The 22,263-nt window shown below is 46.9% G+C and carries 21 protein-coding genes and 1 pseudogene; 6 read left to right on the top strand and 16 right to left on the bottom strand.

What is annotated here, in order from left to right; genetic code table 11:
- The first annotated feature begins 102 nt into the window (after window positions 1-102).
- The 3 genes from GX019_04355 (at window position 103) to GX019_04345 (ending at window position 2,318) form a co-directional block, all read left to right on the top strand.
- Window positions 103-813: a phosphatidate cytidylyltransferase gene (locus GX019_04355; GenBank protein ID HHT36390.1), complete on the top strand. Its 711-nt coding sequence runs from the start codon at window positions 103-105 to the stop codon at window positions 811-813.
- Window positions 814-816: 3 nt separating this feature from the next.
- On the top strand, window positions 817-1,440 hold the full coding sequence (locus GX019_04350) for a cation transporter (protein ID HHT36389.1): 624 nt from the start codon (window positions 817-819) through the stop codon (window positions 1,438-1,440).
- A 107-nt stretch (window positions 1,441-1,547) separates the two neighbouring features.
- Complete coding sequence (locus tag GX019_04345) at window positions 1,548-2,318, top strand: formate/nitrite transporter family protein (protein ID HHT36388.1); 771 nt, start codon at window positions 1,548-1,550, stop codon at window positions 2,316-2,318.
- A gap of 149 nt (window positions 2,319-2,467) precedes the next feature.
- On the opposite strand, the gene GX019_04340 is transcribed toward GX019_04345, so the two are convergent.
- The 10 genes from GX019_04340 to GX019_04295 form a co-directional block, all read right to left on the bottom strand.
- A complete protein-coding gene (locus GX019_04340; protein ID HHT36387.1) occupies window positions 2,468-3,232 on the bottom strand; it encodes an ABC transporter permease subunit in 765 nt (254 codons plus the stop codon).
- Window positions 3,229-4,146, bottom strand: a complete 918-nt coding sequence (locus GX019_04335; GenBank protein HHT36386.1) for an ABC transporter ATP-binding protein — start codon at window positions 4,144-4,146, stop codon at window positions 3,229-3,231. The genes GX019_04340 and GX019_04335 overlap by 4 nt, the downstream gene beginning before the upstream one ends.
- Entirely contained in the window at window positions 4,146-4,283 is a 138-nt protein-coding gene (locus tag GX019_04330) for a PLDc_N domain-containing protein (protein HHT36385.1), read from the bottom strand. The genes GX019_04335 and GX019_04330 overlap by 1 nt, the downstream gene beginning before the upstream one ends.
- Window positions 4,284-4,355: 72 nt before the next feature.
- Window positions 4,356-5,468, bottom strand: a complete 1,113-nt coding sequence (locus tag GX019_04325; protein HHT36384.1) for a helix-turn-helix transcriptional regulator — start codon at window positions 5,466-5,468, stop codon at window positions 4,356-4,358.
- A gap of 137 nt (window positions 5,469-5,605) precedes the next feature.
- Window positions 5,606-6,472, bottom strand: a complete 867-nt coding sequence (locus GX019_04320) for a malate synthase (GenBank protein ID HHT36383.1) — start codon at window positions 6,470-6,472, stop codon at window positions 5,606-5,608.
- Window positions 6,473-6,636: 164 nt separating this feature from the next.
- The gene (locus GX019_04315; protein ID HHT36382.1) at window positions 6,637-7,350 is read right to left on the bottom strand and encodes an SDR family oxidoreductase; all 714 of its coding nucleotides are present in this window, start codon (window positions 7,348-7,350) and stop codon (window positions 6,637-6,639) included.
- Window positions 7,351-7,432: 82 nt separating this feature from the next.
- Window positions 7,433-8,272, bottom strand: a complete 840-nt coding sequence (locus tag GX019_04310; protein ID HHT36381.1) for a hypothetical protein — start codon at window positions 8,270-8,272, stop codon at window positions 7,433-7,435.
- 14 nt (window positions 8,273-8,286) lie between these two features.
- Window positions 8,287-9,069 (bottom strand): hypothetical protein, encoded by a 783-nt coding sequence (locus GX019_04305; protein ID HHT36380.1) that lies wholly within the window; start codon window positions 9,067-9,069, stop codon window positions 8,287-8,289.
- Complete coding sequence (locus GX019_04300) at window positions 9,069-9,776, bottom strand: ABC transporter ATP-binding protein (GenBank protein HHT36379.1); 708 nt, start codon at window positions 9,774-9,776, stop codon at window positions 9,069-9,071. Before GX019_04300 ends, GX019_04305 begins: the two co-directional genes overlap by 1 nt.
- Window positions 9,769-10,164 carry a GntR family transcriptional regulator gene (locus GX019_04295; GenBank protein ID HHT36378.1) on the bottom strand — a complete coding sequence of 132 codons (396 nt, stop codon included), beginning with the start codon at window positions 10,162-10,164 and terminating at the stop codon, window positions 9,769-9,771. The genes GX019_04300 and GX019_04295 overlap by 8 nt, the downstream gene beginning before the upstream one ends.
- Before the next feature lie 171 nt (window positions 10,165-10,335).
- On the opposite strand from GX019_04295, the gene GX019_04290 reads away from it, so the two are divergent.
- The 3 genes from GX019_04290 (at window position 10,336) to GX019_04280 (ending at window position 12,871) form a co-directional block, all read left to right on the top strand.
- Window positions 10,336-11,043, top strand: a complete 708-nt coding sequence (locus GX019_04290) for a DNA alkylation repair protein (protein HHT36377.1) — start codon at window positions 10,336-10,338, stop codon at window positions 11,041-11,043.
- Between the two features lie 242 nt (window positions 11,044-11,285).
- Entirely contained in the window at window positions 11,286-12,479 is a 1,194-nt protein-coding gene (locus GX019_04285) for a cation:proton antiporter (protein ID HHT36376.1), read from the top strand.
- A gap of 65 nt (window positions 12,480-12,544) precedes the next feature.
- The gene (locus GX019_04280) at window positions 12,545-12,871 is read left to right on the top strand and encodes a hypothetical protein (GenBank protein HHT36375.1); all 327 of its coding nucleotides are present in this window, start codon (window positions 12,545-12,547) and stop codon (window positions 12,869-12,871) included.
- A gap of 84 nt (window positions 12,872-12,955) precedes the next feature.
- On the opposite strand, the gene GX019_04275 is transcribed toward GX019_04280, so the two are convergent.
- The 6 genes and pseudogenes from GX019_04275 to GX019_04250 form a co-directional block, all read right to left on the bottom strand.
- On the bottom strand, window positions 12,956-13,699 hold the full coding sequence (locus GX019_04275) for a type II toxin-antitoxin system Phd/YefM family antitoxin (GenBank protein ID HHT36374.1): 744 nt from the start codon (window positions 13,697-13,699) through the stop codon (window positions 12,956-12,958).
- A 120-nt stretch (window positions 13,700-13,819) separates the two neighbouring features.
- Window positions 13,820-15,091 carry a glycoside hydrolase family 27 protein gene (locus GX019_04270; protein HHT36373.1) on the bottom strand — a complete coding sequence of 424 codons (1,272 nt, stop codon included), beginning with the start codon at window positions 15,089-15,091 and terminating at the stop codon, window positions 13,820-13,822.
- 17 nt (window positions 15,092-15,108) lie between these two features.
- Window positions 15,109-16,593 (bottom strand): annotated as a pseudogene (locus GX019_04265) (glycosyl hydrolase 43 family protein).
- 33 nt (window positions 16,594-16,626) lie between these two features.
- Window positions 16,627-18,957 carry a hypothetical protein gene (locus GX019_04260; protein HHT36372.1) on the bottom strand — a complete coding sequence of 777 codons (2,331 nt, stop codon included), beginning with the start codon at window positions 18,955-18,957 and terminating at the stop codon, window positions 16,627-16,629.
- Window positions 18,958-19,078: 121 nt separating this feature from the next.
- Window positions 19,079-20,692 (bottom strand): hypothetical protein, encoded by a 1,614-nt coding sequence (locus GX019_04255; GenBank protein HHT36371.1) that lies wholly within the window; start codon window positions 20,690-20,692, stop codon window positions 19,079-19,081.
- A gap of 20 nt (window positions 20,693-20,712) precedes the next feature.
- Window positions 20,713-22,263 (bottom strand): beta-glucosidase (locus GX019_04250; GenBank protein HHT36370.1); only part of this gene is annotated, 1,551 nt, incomplete at its 5' end.

Here is a 22,263-nt window from a genome sequence, read left to right as displayed (position 1 = left end):
TTCTCTATGATAGCATAGAAGCAGTCAGCCTGCATCATCAATTTATACCCACATTTTTGTGATATAATTAAGCGAAATGCTTCAGCTGTTAGGAGGATAAAATTGCAGTTTGAGCCGGTAAAAGGATTTGGTATTCTGCTTCTTTACTTTGTAGTCTGCGCCGCAGCAGCTCTGGCCCTGCGCCGCTTCATTTCTATGCCCAGGGAAGTTTTCCGCAAACTGCTCCACACCATCCTCCTCGGTTCAATCCTGGTTCTCACCCACGCTTTTCAAACATGGTGGTACGCAGCCTTTGCCTCAATCTTATTTATGCTGATGGTATTCCCTATCCTTGCTGCCGCTGAGAGCATACCCGGGTACTCGCAGCTGCTTGTTGAGCGCAGTAATGGTGAGATAAAGCGCAGTTTGGTAGTTGTCTTCAGCATGTTTGCTGTTTTAATCACTTTGTGCTGGGGATTGTTGGGAGAGAAATATCTGGTGCGGGCGTCGGTTTTTGCGTGGGGTTTTGGTGATGCCGCCGCAGCATTAGTAGGAAAGCGGTACGGGAAAAATTTTATTGAAGGCAGGCTGGTTGAAGGGCGGAAGAGCCTTGAAGGCACGCTGGCTATGTTTGTTGTGGCTTTTTTTACTATTTTAGCAGTGCTGATCGCAAACAGCGCCGTGGTGTGGTATGGGTATCTGCCAACGGCCGCAGTTACCGCTGCGGCGTGCGCGGCCGTTGAACTTTATACTAAGAATGGGATGGATACGCTGACCTGTCCGCTGACAGCAGCCGCTGTCCTAATCCTGCTGATCCGATTGTGGGGGGTGTAAGTAATGAAACAAAAAGGTGAGCGCACGCTCCTTGCATCGGTTCTGCTAAGTTCACCGGGACCTCTGGTGCTGGGCATTGCCTTATTATTCGGACGTTCAAGCACGCAGATCGCGGATTTTGTTCGCCGCACTGCAGAACTCGGTGCGCTTATTGTATCGTTGATTGTTTTCCGAATCGTTCATAAAGATGCTGAGCCTGATCCTGAGCGCAAAATTAGGCTGGAAAACTTAGCTAATCTCAGCGTTGGTACAGCGATGTGCCTCTCTGGCGCAGCCATGCTGCTGATTGCTTTTCTATCTGTTGAAGCTGAAAAAGGTAACGTGATTCCGGCAATGGTGATTGCTTGCTTAGGAGTGATTACTAACTCATTCTTCTGGCTCCGCTACCGCAAACTTAATCGGGAGCAGCCCAATGCAATCCTCTCGGTGCAGAGCAAACTATATCTGGCAAAGTCAATTGTAGACAGCTGCGTGGTGCTATCTCTGGCATTCATTACCCTGGCTCCAGCATCCTCCCTCACCGGCTATGTAGATCTGGGCGGTTCAGTGGTTGTTGCTGGATATCTAATCATCAATGGAGCTGGCACAATCCGGGAACGCCAAAAAACAGAGGCGGAACATACTTAGCTTTTTTTATCAATAACCTAATGAAATAAATCTATTATATGCTATAATAATTTGGTCAGAAAAGAACCGCGGAATTATGACCCACAATTATAGAAAGGAATTTGCCTGTGAATCCTATTTTAGGGCCTAAAACATTAACGGATTATATCCTCAATCAAACTGCTGCAAAGAGTAAAAAAAGTAATCTTACTTTACTTCTGCAGGGAATCCTTGCGGGCTTATATATTGCCATCGGTGCAGTAGGAAGCATAAAAGTTTCGGCTAGTTTCTCAGCCCCCGGGTTAGGTGATTTTCTGGGAGCCGTGGTCTTTCCGGTAGGAATTATAGCGATTATCGTGATGCAGGCAGAACTGTATACGAGTAACTGCATGATCATGGCTTCGGTATATGCTGGTCAGTCTAAGCTGAAACAGATTGTGAAGATCTTGTCCTTGATTTTGTTTGCTAATTTGCTGGGAGCAGTTATTGCTTCTGGATTGACAGTTACATCGGGACTGTTTAACGAAACTGCGGTCAATTTATTGACAGACAAAGCTATCTCTAAAACCACTATGCCAGTGGGCCAGTTATTTGCCAGTGCAGTTTTTTGTAATATTATTGTGTGCACAGGGGTATGCCTAGCATACGGAGCTAAAGATGAAATTGTTAAGATTATTACCCTCTGGCTGGCAATAACAGTATTTGTTCTTAGTGGAACAGAGCACGTTGTCGCCAACATGTATTATTTATTTGCAGCATTATTCTACGGTGGAGCCGTTTCTGCTAAAGGAATTATCTATAATCTCCTCGTATCTGGAGTTGGCAACTTCATTGGTGGTGGAGTTGTTGTGGCAAGTATCAACTATTTATTAGCTTATAAAACTCAAGGCAGGGATTAAAACGCAAAGGTACGCTCCATGGAGGATGGCGTACCTTTTTATATATCTTAAATCAACACTTCCAGCAGATAAAGAATGACCACAAACGAGAAATTGATAGCTGTAAACTTAATCAAATAGGGTTATGGTGAGACTTCTGGATGCGAGATTTACAGCTGCTTTCTTTTGAAAATAAATACTGAGGCTGTGAGCAGAGCAAGGGCTGCAGTTACTGTAATGCCAATCGCCATATTTAGAGAGGAGAGCTTGATTGAATCAGTGATCAGCTCCATATTTTTGCCCGCAAGGGACAGAGGATTATATTTGGCTGCTTTGGGGAAGATGTTGATGATTGTTAAGCAGACAACTGCTCCACCGGTTAAAAGCAGCGTACCGTAGCTGCTTTTAACCAGTGTTGACGCCCACAGCAGCACAGCTAATAAAAAGGCTCCAAACAGCCACAGGCAGAATACTGCCGCAAATAAGTTTGCCGATAACTCATCAGCAAACAGAAACTCAGTATAGCCCCAGGTGGTAACAAACGCCACAGCCAGGCTGGCTGTCCAAATAGTCAGCATCGCCGCGTATTTGCCCACAATTACCGCTGTGCGGGACAATCCTTTGGTCAAAAGATTGATCAGAGTACCTTTAGTCAGTTCAGATGAAAGCACCCCGCTGAAAACCAGCGCAGTTACAATCAGGCCCATCTGCGTTACGTTTTTATAAAACTGGGCCCACGCATCAATCGATGACGGTTCCGGAAGGCTGATCATCACCCCTTCCGGCATAAATCTGTCTAAAAGGTCCGGAGTCAATTTAGCTGTGAGTGGATTCATCATACCGAAGATGAAAAAGACAATCAGCATAATCAAGAGCTTATAAGTCCTAGCGTGCTCAATCAGCTCTTTCTTGTAAAAAACTGGAAAATGGCTCACTGGACCACCTCCGCAAACAAGTTCTCCAGCGTTGGTTCTACCACTTCAAATCTTTCCGGTGTCATTTGTTTCTCAGCCAGCAGATCAATCAAAAACTGGCCGTTAAGTGCTGCGTTTTCAATAGTAATTGCAATCATGTTGTCCTCACGGGTTGCAGTTACACCTTCCTGCTGCAGCTTATCACTGGCAGCAAACTCGGCAGCCTCCTCCGAATCCGCAAACTTGATTTCATAACTGTTGCGCTTGTACTGCTTTTGAATTTCGCTGATCGTCCCGGATAAAACCAGCTTACCCTGATCCAGCACAGCGATTTGATCGCAGATTCTTTCTACATCGGACAAGATGTGGGTGGAAAATACTACTGTTGTTTGGCCTTTAATCGAAGCTAAAATATCTAAGATCTGCTTTCTGCCGATTGGATCCAGAGCTGATGTAGGCTCATCACAGATCAAGAGTTTCGGTTCATTGAGAAGGGCCTGGGCAATGCCCAGCCGCTGCTTCATCCCCCTAGAAAAACCGCCGATTCTGCGGTTAACATCTTTAAGTCCAACCAGTTCCAGCAGCTCTTCACTGCGCTTTTTAATCTTCCCTGCCGGAAGTCCGGTAATCTCTCCGCACAGCCTTAAATACTCCATTGGCCGCATATACCCATAAAACTCCGGTACATCCGGAAGAAATCCGATGTGGCGGTTGGTTCTGGTGTCGCCGTAGATTACTGGCTCGCCGCAGACCGTGACGCTGCCGCTGTCAGGTTTTAATAACCCAACCACGTTTTTCATAGTGGTGGTTTTGCCTGCGCCGTTTTTCCCAACAAAACCGAAGATTGAGTTTTCCGGAACAGCCATGGTAAACCCTTTCAGCACCTCATGGCTGCCAAAACTCATCCTCAGATCATTGATTTCTAGAACATTCATTACTCCTCACCCCGTCCAAAAACAAAATAGACAATTGGACCAATGATCTGGATGAAGAGCACAATAGGAATCCAAAAAGCGCGGGTACCGAAGCGGTAGTTCCGGTGCTTCAGCACATGGGTTAAAGCAGCAATCATCAGAACTACTTCAGCGATGATTAATGGGACCAGAAACGGCCAGTATTCCTTTAAAACATCCACACGACCACCTCATTTTTTAAAATTTTGCTCCAGTCTGCTGACCAGATTCTTGAACCGATGGTTGGTGCGAAGACGGTCAAAAGCGGGGTTTTTAATAAGTGAGTCCACCATATCGCTTTTTAAAACCATCTCGTTACGCGGAGGCTTCACACCTAAATCTAATTCGCTGAACCAATTGCGCACCTTATCAAAAAACTCGTCGCCTTTAAACTCCAGCGGGTATATGTCTGAACAGACCAGATTAACAAACCTCTCCACTAGATCCAGCGCTTGATCTTCAGCCCCAATCACAGCATAACCTTGAGCGCAGGTGTGGTACACCCCAAAGAGGATGGCCGGATGGAGACTTTCAATCTTAAACAGATCAATTAACCCGAGAGTTCTTTCCACTATCTGGTTGTATCTGTCATAATCATCGGTATTCAACATCAGGTAATTCGGAATGTCGCCTAAAATTCCCATCAGATGCCGAAATATGCCTACTTGGGTTGTTTCTTTTGCCCGCTCAACATTACCGGTCAGATAGTACGCTGAGGCTAAAACCACTTCCTCACCGAGAACAGGGTCATTTACACCCTGCATCAAATCGATTACTGCCGCCGGATTGCCTAAATTCAATTCGCAGAGCGCTTCAATCATCACGGCCTGCTTCACAACAGCTACATCCTGGCTCTCTTCCTTAATTTTTACACAGAGGTTTCTTACTTGAAGCTGAAGCTCGGTCTGCTCATCCGGACTTGGAGCCAGATGCAGGTGATTGATTAAGAGCACGCACATCTGCAGCAGCAGGGGATAGCAGGAAAAATACTTTTTGATTATCTCATTGCACTCATCCAATACAGTATCAAACGGCAGTTCCGAAAACTTAGCTGACAAACAGTGATACAGCCTGCGGATATCTTCCTTGGTCATCCACGGCTCATAGCCGATTAGTTCATCGATACTGATGTTAAAATATGCTGCTAAATGCGGTAAAAGAGTTATATCAGGGTAACTCTGCCCGGTTTCCCATTTCGAAACAGAAGCTTTAGAGACTCCGATAAACTGCGCTAATTCCTCCTGGGTGACTCCTTTGGCTCGACGTCCCTGCAGAATCGCCCGGGCAATATTGATTTCTTTCATGCAGTTCACCTCTGATTTTATTATACAATTCTTCACTGAACTAAACAATGGAACAGCAGTTGACTTTGGTTGACAAAATCAACTGCCGGTTAATCAGAACAATTAAAAAAAAGACCGCAGCTGCGGTCTAATTTTTACTATGCATTTACAGCAAGCCGTGTTAGTGTTCCTGCTGGTTCATTCAACTCTTTCAGTTCAATTTTGTTCATCCGGCAGAAATAATTCAGGAAGTTCTGGACAAACTGCTTCTCCTTGGGGTCCTCTTTCAGAGCAATCAATGCCTGCAGCATCTGAGCTACCCATTCATTATTCATATAGCGATTGCGCCCGGCGTTCCACGTCATTTTATCCGGATATCTTTCATTGTAATAGTAGTTCCAGAACAGGAGCTGCTGCGACTCCTCTTCAGTTAGGCGGATTCGGTAGCTGGAGTGAGCGGGAATATAGCCATCCTCAGACAGCTTACCAATGTAGTCTTCTGCGACCATAAATATCCCCACAACTCGTCTGGTCTCTTCCGGCTGATCAGATTCTCTATGAGTGATTACACAGGCGCTGTTAGGATATAAGCGGGAAAGGCGGTTCGGTTTACCTTTGTTTGCGCCGCTTTTGCGCACACCTGTGAAAATTCTCCACTCCGAGAAAACCTGTTCCTGCTCCTCCGGTTCAATCCAGAAGGCAGCCTGGCTGGAAGGCGAAATTCGATTGCTTTTGATCAACTTTTCCAGTTCTAAAGCACGTTTCCGCTCTTCATATTCCAGCTCGCGCTGTTTCTGCAGCTCCATTTCTTCCGCTCGTCTTTCTTCCTCGATCTCCTGCTTAACTTCCTTGACAGCTTCTGCAACTTCGCGGTCAACCAGAATCAGGTATTTTCCGAGAGCATCCGGATAAAGGAACTTCTTGTTCACCGACCCAAAGTTTACCTCGATCCAGGTATCCGAAACCTCCACTACTGTCCCCGTGCCAAAAGTTTTATGAGTCACCTGCTGATTTAACAACTCCATTAGTAATTCCCCCGTATCTAATACGTATAAAACCGCAACATCCTGAGTATAGTTGCGGTAACTTATTTATATAATAACACAACTAAAACAAAAATGCAAATTTAAGTATTGACACAGCACAGCGACAAGTGTATAATGTTTATTTTGCGTAAAATAGGTGGTTATCAGTTTTTCTGGTGATTAAATGTCCAGCCGTGATCATCATGATAAATCATTAGTTTTGTCATTCCTCCATCGATCGTTATGTTCTCACCGGTAATGAATCCCGCCCGATCGCTGCAGAGAAACATTACCATGTGAGCGATATCTTCAGGTCGCCCGATCCTGCCGGCTGGATGCTGTTTCCGGTCTGGTTCGCTGAACTCGGTGTTGGTGGTATCAATCCAGCCCGGACTGATGGAGTTGACCCGCACCCGGTCTGCCAGGCTTGCCGCTAAGGCGTGAGTCAGTGCTGCGATGCCGCCTTTAGCAGCTGAATAGCTTTCTGTGCCCGGCTGGCTCATGCGATCTCTTGTAGACGAGATATTAACAATCGCTGCTCCTAGATTGAAATAATCCTTAAATAGCTTAGTGAGCATAAAAGGCGCTGCTACTCCTACCCGGAGCACATAGTTAAAATCTTCGTACGAACAGGTTTCCAGTCCACCCCGTGATAAGCAGGCGTTATTAATCAGAAAGTCAATTCTGCCATAATCTCCGATTACCTTATCGGCAAAAGCCCGCAGCGTATTTTCATCAGCAATATCACCTACGAAATAATCGTTAGGGAGCAGGTCAATGGTGCAGACATGAGCACCTGCTTTTCTGAACTGTTCGCAGATAGCTTTCCCGATACCCCTCGCTCCTCCGGTTACTACAGCCACTTTACCAGTAAACATATCGATCCTCCCATCTATTTTCATGATAATCAATTCGCCATTAATCAGCGAAAGCCTTGGGACTTAAGCCCAAGGCCTACTGCTATTTTTGATAAATATCTACGTTACTGAAGCTGGCGCTGACAGTGACCTGATTTTTCCCATCACCGATTTTTCCTTTTGCATTAATCAAACTTTCCCCGGTCTCCTGCCGTTCTAAATCCACATTTCCGGAAAGCACGCCAAAATCCACTTCAACATTAAAAGTAAAACCGCTTGACTCTGGGGCGAGGTAAAGCTCTAGATTAGAAAAGTTGTTCTCCGAGTACAGGCTGCCGCCAAATTGATCGAATTCTACATTGGAAAAGTCAAAACTTCCACCAACTGAACCGATAAGATTTTTAGCTGTTACTGAGCTGAAACCGGCCCAGATCTGCACTGCCCCAGTTAAATTTTCTAAATGAACCTTATTGTACTCAGCATCCACTGCTAAAGCCATATTCTTCGGCATGGTAATCTCGTAATTGACTTTAACATTCTTGATCTCCTTAGGCCTTTGTGGCTCAATCAGGCGCAGTTCAGCGCGGTTGTCGGTTTGCTCAACCTGCAGGGTTAAGCTTTCAGCATAGGCCTGGGCTTCCTCCTCGGTTTCTGCGCTTACAGTTATGCTGCCTGTAATCGTGATCTGATCTGTATCAGCACCGTATACATTGGTTTCGCCCATATCATTAATCACGGACAACTCTTTGATACCATCAATGGGAACAACCAAGGCCTGAGATTTAGTATGCGCGGGATATCGATCGCTGTCATTAATACTAATTTTAAACTCAAAACCGCTGATGCCTCTATCTGCGCCGCTGATCAAGTTATACCGGAGATCGATACCTGCCAAAACGGTAAGCACCGCCAATACAATTATAACAATCCTCCTGTTTCGCACAACCAGCCCTCCCTTTATTCGTCAGTTTCTACCCAGTTTTCCAACAGCCATGAGCTTAAGATAAACAAGCCGATAGTAGCCAACCAGCTGCCAATTTTTGCGGAGTAGTCATAAGCGATCTCTGGAGAATAATCTGTAAGTCTCGCAATAACATCCAGCCTAAAAAGTCGATCAATCTGCAGATGTGGAACCCAGCCAAACAGCGGCTGTAATATAATGCCGATTCGCTCCACCAGCCAGGATCCGATAAACATAGTCCAGAGCGCCACTAATCCCCGGAATCTACCGACCAGTTTTCCGACTATAAATGCCAGCTGCACAAAGATAACAAAACTCGAAAACAATGCCACAGCGCCTAAATACAGCAGAATACCATTCCTGATCAGCCAGTTTAAAGGCACTGCCTTAAGCAGGTAACCGTAGCTGTCATTGATCGGACCATAGAACAATACCAGCACCGAACCAACAAACACTGCTAAAACAGCGGTAAACTCAATTAAAAGTGCGACCAACTTCGAAAGCATGATCTGCCATCCCGGTACCGGAAGCAGCAGCATTGTATAAGTAGTCTTTTCCCGCCACTCAACCCTCAGTGTCTGATAGGTCTGCCACATCAACCAGATCGGCAGAAACGTCAGAGGTACGAACATCAGGGCAAAAGCTGCCCGGATCGGCCAACCAGCTTGGTACCGATAACGCAAAAATGTAATCCAAACAACAGCTAAACCAGAGTTGAACAGAATCGGAAGCTTACTTGTCTCTAAGTCTTTGCGGAGCAAGCTGAAAAACCTTTTCATCAGGCGTATACCTCCTTGAACAGCTCATTCATGGACTTGCTGTGCTTAATCCTCAATTCTTCCGCACTGCCGCTGAGATACACTTGACCTTCGCTTAAAAAGATTACCGAATCATAAAGGCGCTCTGTTTCATCAACAGCGTGGGTAGAAAGAATCATGGTCTGATTATCACTGCGGAATTGGCGCACAATACCCTCCACAATCCGATCCCGCGATGATGGATCAATTCCTGATAGGGGTTCATCCAAAAGCACCAGCTCGGAGCTGCGGGCCAGACCAACAACCAGCTTTAAGCGGGCGCGCATCCCTTTTGATAAAGCGCTCACTTTTTTCTTCGGATCCAGGCGCATAAACTCCAAAAGTTCCTGCTCCCGCTCCTTCTGCCAATCACTGTAAAACGAAGCCATAAAATCTAAGGTTTCTTGAATTGTCATCCAGCTGTAGAGGTGGTCAATTTCTGGAACAAATGCAGTTACTGCTTTGGTCTTTCGTGACGGTTTAACGCCATTAATGGTTACCTGTCCGCTGTCGGGCTGTACCAAACCGGCAATGCATTTCAACAGCGTCGATTTCCCGCTGCCGTTTGGTCCCAAAAGTCCCCAGATTTCTCCCCGGGTAATCTTGAGGTCAATGCCAGCAAGCGCATCAACCCCCGGGTAGCGCTTTTTCAAACCGGTAATCTCCACGATGTATTTAGAATCAGTCATTCCCATTCACCTCACGTTCGAAATAATCGGCTTTTTTCTCCAACTCCATCCTCACCATAGCTAGGATATTTTCCTCGCTGCACCCTAAAGCGCACATTGAACGAATAAAATCCTCAACCAGCTTAGTAAGCATTTCTGTTCTCGTCCTTTCTACAAGATCAGGATCTCGGCAGATAAATGTCCCCTGCCCGCGGAGTGTTTCTACTAAACCTTCAAGCTCCATTTCCCGGTAAGCCCGCTGGACTGTATTGGCGTTTACATGCAGATCAGCTGCTAAATCCCGCTGGGAAGGCAGCTTATCCCCTGCTGCCAGTGCACCTGTAGCAATCTGCCGTTTGATTTCATCAATAATTTGTAAGTAAATCGGCACTGACGGGTCAAAGTCTATGCGCAAATCAGCACCCCCCAACTACAATCATAGTGCACTAGCTGCCTAGTGCACTATTAATATATTATCAATTCCCTGGAAAGTCAACCCTATTTTTCAATATTTTTTCCCTGCATTAAAGGGATGAGGCGCGGTAATAGCTAAATTGATTGCTGCAGGAGTGTGATAAAAATGATCAGCGAGCAAATAAAGCAGGAGCTGCTTCAATATGTGGAACCTGAAAAAGCAGAGTTCTACCCGAGGTTCTTTCAGACTGGGGAAGGTGGATATGCAGAAGGAGATCAGTTTATCGGTGTGCGAGTTCCCAACCAGCGGCGAGTTGCAAAGAAGTATTTCCAGAAGATTTCCTTAGACGAGCTTAAGCGGCTACTCCATGATCCGGTGCATGAGTACCGCTCCACTGCCCTGATTATCCTGGTCCATAAGTTCCAAAAAGCAAAGCTGGACGATGAGCAGGCCGAGATTGCCAAGTTTTACACGTCCAATCTCGACTATGTCAACAACTGGGATTTAGTGGATGTTTCTGCTGATAAAATCCTCGGCGCATATCTTTTCGACAAAGACCGCTCTCTGCTCTATGAGTTGGCAGAGTCGGGCCATCTTTGGAGGCAGCGAACAGCGGTTATCGCAACTTTTTACTTTATTAGACAGAACGATTTCGGCGATACACTTAAGCTGGCTGAGAGGCTGCTTGATCACGAACATCATCTGATTCACAAAGCAGTGGGCTGGATGCTGAGGGAAATTGGCAACCGCGATCCCGTAGTAGAACTAGAATTTCTGGAAAAGCATTACCGCCAGATGCCCCGCACCATGCTTCGATACGCTATTGAGAAGTTTGAACCGAAGCTGCGGCAGAAGTTCCTCAAGAAAACTTGATAAACGTGATTGACAGCACACCTGCTATCTGCTAAAATTGATACGTAGTCGATATCTCCGAATACTCAATGTGGTAGTGGGGGAACCGCTTTTTGGGGTGAATCTTGGCAGTAAGAGGGGCAACTTGGTCGCCCTAACCCGTCAGCTAACCTCATAGGAGTGAACCAAGCGTATGATAGGTGTTTTCCTATTGTGCGCTTTTTTTTGCGCCCAACTATAGATTACTAATCGGAGGTATCGTTATGGGAACATTATTGAAACTCAGCATCGTACTAGTCGCAGGACTTATCGGCGGGCGGACAGCCCGCTTGCTCAAGCTGCCGAATGTGACCGGTTACATAGTAGCCGGGCTGCTTGTTGGTCCCTCATTTCTGCACGTAATTACTGCTCAGGACAGCGTTTCGCTGGGAATCATCAGTGAGTTTGCTTTAGCGATCATTGCCTTCAGCATCGGCAGTGAATTTGTCATAAAAGAGATTAAGAAAGTGGGAAAAGCAGTAGTAATTATCACCATCGCTGAAGTGATTGGCGCTGTATTTGTGGTTTTTGGCATTATGTACTTCTTATTTAAGCAGTCATTTGTGTTCAGTATTGTAATTGCGTCCATGTCTGCCGCTACCGCCCCGGCAGGGACAATGATGGTAATCAACCAGTACCGGGCCAAAGGACCATTAACCAAAACTATACTCCCGGTGGTTGCCCTCGATGATATCGCCGGAATTATGGTTTTTGGTATTGCCATGTCCATTGCCCAGCTGGTATCCGGGTCAGCTCAGGTTTCCTTTCTCGGCATGATCGGTCGTCCCTTGATCGAAATTGTCGGTTCGTGTCTTCTAGGATTGGTTTGCGGCCTCATTTTAGCATTTTTCACCAAGAAGGCGGATGATAATGAGGAACTGCTGATGATGGTTTTGGCAGCAATAGGTGCAGCCACAGGACTCGCTGTTCTGCTGAACCTGTCGTCACTGCTTGCCTGCATCGTGGTGGGAACTGTTGTGGCAAACCTGTCGCCTCGCGCCACAAGATCATTTGCAGCGATCAACCAGTTTGCTCCACCAGTTTACCTTCTGTTCTTTACCCTGGCAGGTGCCAGTCTTGAACTATCGATCTTAAAAACAGTAGGACTTTTGGGAGTGGCCTATATTTTGGCTAGAGCTGCCGGAAAAATTCTCGGCGCCTGGATCGGTGCAAAAATTGTCAAATCAGAGCCTGCTGTGGCAAACAACTTAGGATACGCACTTTTGGCTCAGGGTGGAATCTCTATCGGATTGTCGATTTTAGTCAGGCAGCAGCTGCCTGAGTTGAGCACAGCGATTACAACCATCATCATGTTTGCGGTCTTGATTTATGAAATCGTCGGACCGATCCTGGCTAAAATTGCACTCCAGCGTGCAGGGGAAATTAATCCCCATGCGAAACAATTAATGGTAGAATAGACCTAACAACAGGCTGATTATATAAATAGTCAAAGGAGACGATCCAAATGTATGCTCTGTTTATTGTGCTGAATGAGGTTGACTATTTGGACACCATCCTGGAGAAATTTCTGGATGTAGGAGTAAAAGGCGGAACAATTCTTGACAGTCAGGGAATGGCCGGCGCTATGGCGGACCGCAATCTACCTTTGTTTGGTTCGTTAAGGACATTATTTGACGATGCTAGGCCTTTTAATAAAACCATCTTTACTGTGATTCCTAATGAAGAGCTGTTAAATAAAGCAATTGCAGCCGTAAATGAAATTGCTGAAAGTATCGGAAAACCAAGTGTCGGATTCATGTTTACGATGCCTGTCAGCGGAGTATATCCGTTAGGAACAGGAAGCGAATAGACTAAGCTTAAAACCGCAGGATAAGACTTCCTGCGGTTTTTGCTTAGATTCTTGTTGTAAATCTGAACCTCTTCTTGTGATTTTCTATCTATAGGAGCCTGGAAAAGTCCGCTCCAAATCAACAGCTAAATCAGGAAATGTAATTGCCCAGGCTTGATCAGGTATTTTGTAGGTAAGATGTTCGCTGATATCGTGGTCATCAAATGTATAAACCGTTACCGCTTTATTTTTAGGATCCACAATCCAATACTCCTTCACACCGCCAACCATATATAAATCCAATTTTTTAATCAAATCATTGCGCCGGGTGCTCTCCGACAGTATCTCCGCAACCAGTGTGGGTACACCTTGGTAATTCCCATCTTCGTCAAGGTTTTTGTCCAAATCGCAGATTACCATGATATCCGGCTGAACAACATTTATATCCCTTTCTGAGCGTTTAATCCTTATGTCATAAGGTGCTGTCAACACAGTGCAGTCAGTATCATCAAAGTACTGATAAAATGAAACCAAAATCTCAGTCAGAGCTAATTGATGGTCTAGTTTAGGTGAGGCAAGCAGGTAGATTTCACCATCAATATACTCGTAGCGCGCTTCGGTGTCCTTGGTTAGTGCAAGAAACTCCTCATAAGTGGCTTTGCGCAGTCCGTAACTACCAGACAAAGCCTTTTCTGCTACTAAATCGGAATCGACAGCTCCACCGGATCCAACGCCAGACAGTACCGCTGCCACCTGCCCGTTTCGGGTAATCAGAATATCCTGCTCTTGGGCGAGCAGTAAATACCTGCCAAAGTTATTCTGCATCTCTGTGGATGTGACTTTCAGCATCAGAACCTCTCCTCCTCTGTTAGCTAATTTAGCTAATATTATTTTATCACAAATAGGTCTGCAGTCAAAAAAGCTTCTGCAGATTTTTTCAAATCCGCAGAAGCCTTATTAGCGGTGTTATCAGCTGTTTGCCTTCGTTAATCTCATTAATACCGCTCCATGAGCAGGCACATTTCGAGTCACAACCTCGGTGGCAGCAGTTTTAAGATCTTCCCGCGCCCACAGATCCCGAACCACATATGTTCCCGCTAGATCTAATTGGGACAAATCGGTGGAAATATCAGCTGCCTGATCGGTAAGATTGAAGTGAGCTAGATAAATCTCACCCTCCTCACCTAGTGCGGTCCAGGCAGCAATATCATCTCTCCGGTACAGCTGGCGGTTGGAGTGGCTGCAGTTAGTAATTTTCAGCACTTCTTCATTGGTTAGAAGCGATGTTGTCCACTCATCATTGTAGCGCAGATCCCCGCCAAACATCAGCGGCGAGCGCATCATCGCCCACAGAGTCATGAGGGTAATCTGCTCCTCTCTGCTAAACCGTGTATAGCGGTCGCCCCAGGCGCTTCTAATTCCGATCCGGCCTAAGGGCAGCATATCAGCATCAGGCCAATGTCCCGGTCCAATGTAGTCACTCCAGGCATCAGCCCGTTCAAACATGCCGTAAAGCAGGTCCCAGCGATCCCAGAAATCATCGGTCATGCGCCAGAGATTGGCGTGCTTGGAAACATGCTCGCCTTCAGCTACAGGAGTCGGTCCCGGCGAAAGGCTGAGCACCATAGGGCGTCCAGAGTTGTCAATTGCGCTGCGGATCAACTCAATTTCATCTTTGCGGTAAGGGCGGGAGATGTCATCAACCTTGACATAATCCACACCCCACTCAGCATAGAGCTGGAAGATTGAATTATAGTACTCCTGAGCGCCAGGTTTAGATGGATCAACTCCGTACATATCAGTATTCCAGTCGCAGGTGCTGCTGGTATCAGCGATATCAGCTGCGGTATAGTCTGTTCCCAAAATCTTTGTATTTTGAGCTACCGCTTGGCGGGGAATGCCCCGTAAGATATGAATACCGAATTTTAGTCCCAAGCTGTGGATATAATCTCCCAGCGGTTTAAAGCCCTGACCCTCAGCAGCGCTTGGAAAGCGGTTGACAGCCGGCATCAATCGTGAGTAGTCATCCATCACCAGTGGAGCGTGAGGATTGTACTGATCGCTTTTAGCATTCGGTTCATACCACTGAATATCTACTACGACATACTCCCAACCGTACTGTTTTAAGTTTTTAGCTATATAATCCGCATTAGCCCTAACTTCATCCTCCCGCACGCTTGCGCCGTAGCAGTCCCAACTATTCCAACCCATCGGCGGGGTTTGAGCCAGTTTGATTGCCATACCTGCTCCTCCTCTCGTTAGTTTGTGATTTTATCACTGATGCGGTAATAGTCGAAATCGACATATCCACCGGTATTTTTTGTTGCGTAGTTAAACAGGGCAAACCTGTACCCCATAAAATGGGGCAGTGTGTACAGCATTTTAATAGATCGGCCGATCGGTTTCCAATTACGTCCATCAAGGCTGTAGTAGAAATAGGCTTGATCTTTGTGTTCTCTAAAGTCACACTCGATTTTTAAGTAAACGCGGTCTTGAGTTAGCTCAACTGCTTCCACTTCTTCCGGTATTTCTTGAGTGCCATCTACCATAACAAGCGACTTCCGTGACTCTGACATCTTTACTGCTGCAAAACCATAGTGATTCTGCAGAACCCCCAGACCTGCAAAGTCGCCATCCCGCATGCCGCTGGTTTCCACAGCAATTACTCCCGAACACACGGGGCCAAAAGTCCGCTGAGTCAAGCTGTTTCTTGCCTCCAGAAAACCGCTGCAGACATGCCCAGTTTTAAGCCTTAGGCAGCCCGGACGCTCGCTTAAAGACCAGAATCTGTGATCAGGGTTGTGGTTCCACTGCCAGACTAAAGGAAGCTGAGAGTTGTCCCCCTGATCGAATTCATCAGAGGACACGATTTTTAGCTCGGCCTTGGCTGCGATATCTAGTTCTCTGGGAACATGGCCGTCAATGCCAAACACCGGCCAATCATCTTCCCATCTCACCGGAACTAAATAGGGGATTCTGCCAACTGCGCCCCGATCGCCAAAGAGAAGGGCATACCATCTGCCGTCCGGCGTATCGACCAGCCCACCCTGGGCAATGCCGGCGTCCTGGAGCACCACTCTCCCTTCCCACGGACCAGTAATGTGATCGGCCCGGAAGCAGAGCTGGGTTCGCATACCGCCTCTTGGCCATGTAATTAAAAATATGTAGTATTTTCCGTTAATCTTACGGATGTGGGCCCCTTCCGCCGGCAGTCCAATATTGGGTCCAGCAACTGCGCTGGAGTTGGGGATTATTACTTGATTTAAACCATCCGGTTTGATTGCACCCGCATCCGCAGTTAATTCCAAAATCTTGATATCGCCGCCCCCATAAACGAGATATACCCGGCCATCATCGTCAAATAACAGCGACATATCATGGGTAAACTCTATTTCCGATTTATCCCATGGTCCCGCTTCGATATCTTTAGTTTTATAGATGAAAGTCCTGCCGGCAGTTTGGGAGCTGAAAGCCACATAATACATGCTGTTGTGGTACCGCAGGCTGCTGGCCCACGATCCGATTCCATATTCATTTTGGCCATTCGCCAGCTGCTGCCGGTCATCATCGCCCAGCACATCATACACATAATTGACAATTTCCCAGTTGACAAGATCCTTCGACTTCATGACCGGTACACCGGGATTCATATGCATGGTAGTGCTGGTCATGTAATAGGTGTCCCCCACGCGAATAACACTGGGATCAGGCACATCAGCCCAAATAATGGGATTCCTCGCATTTACACCCACTGGCCTGCCTCCTTCCTGCTCAAATCAGTCAAAATCGGTTATGACCATAAGCTTGTCGAAAATCCCACCGACCCAGCTCCGCCCTCTATTGGCAAACTTAACAGTAATTTTGGTTTTGCCTTCAATCCATTCAGCCGGTATCTTGTACTGAACATCGTAAAACCCAGTGGGAGTTTTGGCTTGAATAGTCTCCTCAACTAAAAGCTGATCATCGATATAGATGTTAAAGGTCCTGCCGGCATCGCCGCTGTAGTATTTCACGCAGAGATAGTTATTGATCTCTGGATTAACTGCTAAATCATAACTGAACCAGCCTTCTCCATCAGATTCTCCGTACACATGGCGGAGGTTGAAGCCGCCGAATGATCCGCCGGAGGAATTGCCCCGCAGATTATGAGCAGCTTCATACTGATCATTGGTAATCTGCACCATATCGATGGTGGCTGCTGCTAGTTTTGCTGCTCTTGCTTTGGCTTCCAGAATTTCTTTTAATACCGGCGAATTGGGAGTGAGCAGATGGAAATAGATGCCGTACCGCTCCTTGTACTCTGAGAAATAAGGGATAAATCTAAAGTTATCGTCTTCATCAGTACCGCGTAGAGTAAACTCCAATTTACCTGGTGTTTTCACCAAGTTAGCTCTAATATTAGCAAGCCAGTCTTCAACAGTTCCCTCTTGAATCACAATATAATCCTTAATATCCGCTTCCACATCCTCAGGCAGTGTCGGTTTAACAGAGAACCAGTGCGGTTCAATGATCATCTTCTCACCGCCAAAGCGGGTGCAGAGCACCAGCGGTCCATAGGTAAAAGCAGCAGCGTTTGGATTATCTGGCAGTCTGGATACCTGCACTTCCAAGGGCAGTTTAAGTTCGATTTGATCGCCTTCCTGCCATTCTTTTGCCACAGCTAAGTAACCATTAACCACTTCAGCTGCAGTAATTTCGCCGTTTATTCTCACTGTTACCTCTTGATCGGCCGCCGTCCACTCCGGCACACGGAACTTAACTGTAAACCTTTCCGGAGGCGCGCTGTCGATCGTAAATATAACAATGTCATTTTCCGGGATTTGAGACTGCTGTGTCAGCTTCAATCCTTTGGCTTTCCAGTTAAGAGTTGAACTGATATAGAGATTTACATAAAGCTCGTTGTCTGTATAGAAATAAATGCTGTCGTTAAGCTTTGTAAAGTTCTCCATCCCGGTTCCGGTGCAGCACCAGAAGGATTCGGTCGGTGTGCCAAAAGCTTTGAAATAGCCAGTCGCCATCGGTTTAAAATAAGTAACCATGCCGGTTTCGGGATTAATGGATGCTAAAATCTCATTGATCCACGCTCTTTCATAGAAGTCAGCGTATTTTACATCACCAGATATCTTAAACAGCTCGCGGGTAAGGAGCAGCATGTTGTAAGCATTGCAGGTTTCGTTATTGATGTTGTTTCTTGTCGCATCTAAAGCCCGCGGCTGGCGGAAATGCTCTGATTCACTGTTGCCGCCGGTAACATAGGTGTATTCTTCAACCACCATGCTCCAGAAAGCTTGGGCAGCCTGATAGTAAAAATCGGCCTCCTGCCCTAAAACTTGATAGCGGTTTACAGCGCCAATAAACTTCGGGATCTGAGTATTGGCATGCTTATTAATCAGAACGTTCTTCCCATCTAAGATCGCTTGGAAGAGAGCATCCTCGTCAAATTTCTTGGCTGCTGCCAGATGTTTTGAATCATTGGTGCATTTATACAGCTCATACAGAACATCGTTCATGCCGCCGTACTCCACATTGAGTACCCTTCTCTGGAGCTCGCTGTCCCACCGGGAGGTGCGCTCGTATACCCAGTCGCCCAGCCTGGAAGCAACCTGAATGGCTTCTTGACTCCCGACATATTTATAGACACTGATCAGTCCAGCAATGATTTTATGCATGGTATACCAGGGAACCCACTGGTTACCGGTACTTTTGCCCTCCACCACATCAAAGTGGGTCTCCGGAGAGGCAAATAAGTAACCGCTGGGGCTGCGGTCCTGGAACGATTTTAGCTGATTGACAGTATAATTAATCCTTTCTGCCAGACTTTCACTTAAATCCTGATCGCGGTTCTTAGTCTGCCTGTACGCCTGCGCTATTGCTGTTAAGTAGTGGCCCATGGTATGGCCCCGCAGCAGGCTCCAGCTGTCTTCCCAACCTCTGTAAAGATTGAGGTTCGGTTCAGTTTGGGGATCCCTGCCTTCGGATACCGCCTTAAAGCCTGCCAGCAGGCGATCCGGTTCAAGGGACAACAAATACTCGGTTACTTTTTCAAAGGCGTTGACGCAGTAAGGATCCGTTACTTGCACAGAGTTTAGATCAAATTCTTTAAGCATTTTTCCACCTTCTTTCAATCATCTGCTGTCGTTTTCCCTGACATCGATTTACTTCGGTACTCCTGATAAAACTCCCTGCTCAGCAGCAGGCAGTTCAGAAGCGGCATCTCAATGATAAATTTTATTTCTTAAAACCATAGACTTCAAATTCATAAATGACTGCATCCTGGTTGAAATCGAGTGAGGAAGGCTTTGTAATCAAGAGGCGCGCATATCTGGCGGTAACCGGTGTAATTACTCGATCAGTTACGCCTAAGCTATTTCCTTCCACAGTGTCAGCATCTCGCCAAGCTGTACCATCATCGCTGATCTGCAGGGCAAAATCAGCTGTATTCACTGCCCCGTCAATTGGCTCAGCTTCGACTGCGCTGCTTCCCCGATGATAAACAACCCAGCGGGTGAGGATATGGGGACTGCCCAAGTCAATGCTCAGCCAGAAAGGCGGTTCCCCGCCGGTACTCCAGCTGGTAAGCCGATCACCATCTACTGCTCTAACGGCGCGTTCAGGTCGATGGCTGGCATTAATCGGCCGATCTTTCACAAGATTCTCAGCTGCAGTTTCACCAAGAAGACGGCCTTTCGTTACATACCAAGGTTCTCCCGGCTGAACTACTTGGTAAAAGGCGGGCTTAGGTTCTAGGTTATGATCAAAGAGGAGCGGCGCATTGCCTCTTCCCCTGACCGGAAAGTTGTTCAGCCAGCTGTGGCTGTCATCTACTCCCCACATGACAACCGCGCTGAGATTGCCTTTTTCAGCCTGCCTTCTGAACATCTCAAACAGCTTATCGTATCGCTCTGCTTGAGTATCCAGCAGTTCCGCTGTTATCTCTTTCTGCGGTTCGTCCCAGCGGTAGAGAGAGACATCCAGTTCTGTCACCTCAACTGTAAAGTCGGGATTATACTCCTTAAGGGTGGCAAAGAGCTCAATCGTTTCTTCAATATCTTTGATAGTGGGACTGTATATGGAGATGTGCATCTGCAATCCCACTCCATCTATTGGAATGCCTTTTTCCAGCAGCCGCTTGACCAGCCTGTACATACCTTGGCGTTTTGGCCCCGGGGATTCCAGGCCGTAATCATTGATGAACAGTTTGGCATCCGGATCAGCTTCACGGGCAAATTTGAAAGCCAGCTCAATGTAATCACTGTCATATCCATCTTCATCTAAATCACCAATGATGGCACTCCATTTAGAACCATCGCTTTCAGCGCGAATATTCCCAGAATCATTGAGGACTTCATTTACTACATCCCAAGCGTAGACTCGACCCCGATATCTTCCTATAACCGTTTTGATGTGGTTTTCCAGCCGCCCTATCAGCAGATCTGCCTCAGCCAGCTGATCAGGATTTTCCGGATCGAGAAAAAACCAACCCGGAATTTGGTTGTGCCACACAAGGGTATGACCGCGCAGCTTCATCTGATTCTGCTCCGCAAAATCTACAATTGCATCTGCATCTTTCCAGGTAAATTGGCCTTCAATCGGCTGCAGCCCATCCGGCTTCATGGCATTCTCAGCAGTAAGTATATTATAGTGGTAAGCCAACAAGTCAGCGGCATTCCCCTGCTCATCAAGATGGCGCGGACTGACCGCCGCTCCAATGTAAAAGTAATCTTGGAAAACGTCCTTAAGCGGGGGAACCTCTTTCCCTCTCCACCCCTGGGCAGAAGCTCCTACGCTGAAAACCAGCAGAACACCAACCGCTATCACAGTCATCCATAACTCGTTCTGCACTGTTCCATGCCTCCCTATCGTTAATTAATCTCTACTTGAGAGAAATACACTCGTTCGCTGCCCAACTTATATCCGGCAGCTGCGGTGAATTCTCCGGTTAAGCGGATATCTTCTGAAGAACTGCCGATCATAACCGAAAAATCGCCCGGCTCGACCATTAAATCCATATTTAAATCATAGAATGCCAGCTGATCGGTGGACAGAATGAAGCGCACCCGCTTCCACTCTTGGGGATGCAGAGTTACTTTGGCAAAGCCTTTGAGCTCTTTTACAGGCCGGGTACGGCTGGCGTAGAGATCGCGGATGTACAGCTGAGCTGTTTCGGTGCCCGCAGCGCTGCCGATATTGCCGAGCTCAAACTCGATCTCAATTTCGCCTCTCCCGTCTATCTCCGCAGGAGTAATTTTTAAGTTGCGGTAGGCAAACTCAGTGTAGCTTAAACCGTAACCAAATGGATAAAGCGGCTTATTGTCCACCTCAAGATATCTGCGAGTATAGGAGATCATTGTCCGGTTATAGTGTACCGGCATCTGTCCCGCATCTTTTGGAATAGAAACGCAGAGTTTACCGCTGGGATTATAGTCGCCAAACAAAACATCAGCCACTGCACTGCCGGTTTCCTCACCAGGAAGCCACGCTTCCAGCACAGCTGGAACGTTTTGCGCGATCCAGTTAATCGAAAGGGGCCTGCCGTTAATCAGCACGACAACTGTTGGAGTGCCGGTCTTATAAACAGCCTGCACCAGCGCTTCCTGTACTCCCGGCAGTTGCAGCAAAATGCGGTCGTGGCTTTCCCCATCCGTATCCTTAACAGTCCCTTTGATCGAGGTAAAATCTACGTCGGAAATATCGCCTGGGGCGATCAGTCCCGACAGTCCCGAGCGACCGCCTACAACTACTACCGCCAGATCCGACTGTTCAGCTTTTGCAACAGCCTCCGCAAATCCTTCTGTCGAATCGCCCATAATGCTGCAGCCTTCAGCGTAGTTAATCCGGATATCACTGCCTGCTTTAGCTTTGATTCCGTCTAAAATGCTGACTACCGGGACCGCATCCTCCGGGCTGTCAACATGGGCGCTGTAGACATAGTCTCCTAAAACATTGCGGGTACTAGCAGCATTTGGTCCAATCACCGCGATTGACTTAACTCTGCTCTTATCTATTGGCAGAAGATTTGACTCGTTCTTCAAAAGCACAATCGATTCCCGGGCAATTTCCCGGGCAAGCTGCCGCTGCTCAGGTGTATCAAAAACATTGATCACATTGTCAGCATCAAGATAGCGGTTATCAAATAACCCAAGCTCAAATTTGAGTTTCAGGTGTCTCCGCACTGCGGTATCAACTACTGATTCGCTAATCAATCCAGTTCGAACTGCATTCACTAAATTATCACCGTAGCAGACCGTCTTAGGCAGTTCGATATCTAAACCGGTCTCTAAGGCAAGCACACCCGCCTGCTGCATCGACTCCGCTACTCGATGTTCAGTATGCAGCATCTTAATGGCATTGTAATCGGAAACCACTATGCCGTTAAAACCCAGCTCTCCCCTGAGGATATCGGTGAGAAGCTC

Source organism: Bacillota bacterium (assembly GCA_012837335.1).
GTDB lineage: Bacteria > Bacillota > Limnochordia > Darwinibacteriales > DTU012 > DTU012.
Note: the sequence above shows the minus strand (reverse complement) of the source record. Positions and strands in the feature narration are given on the sequence as shown.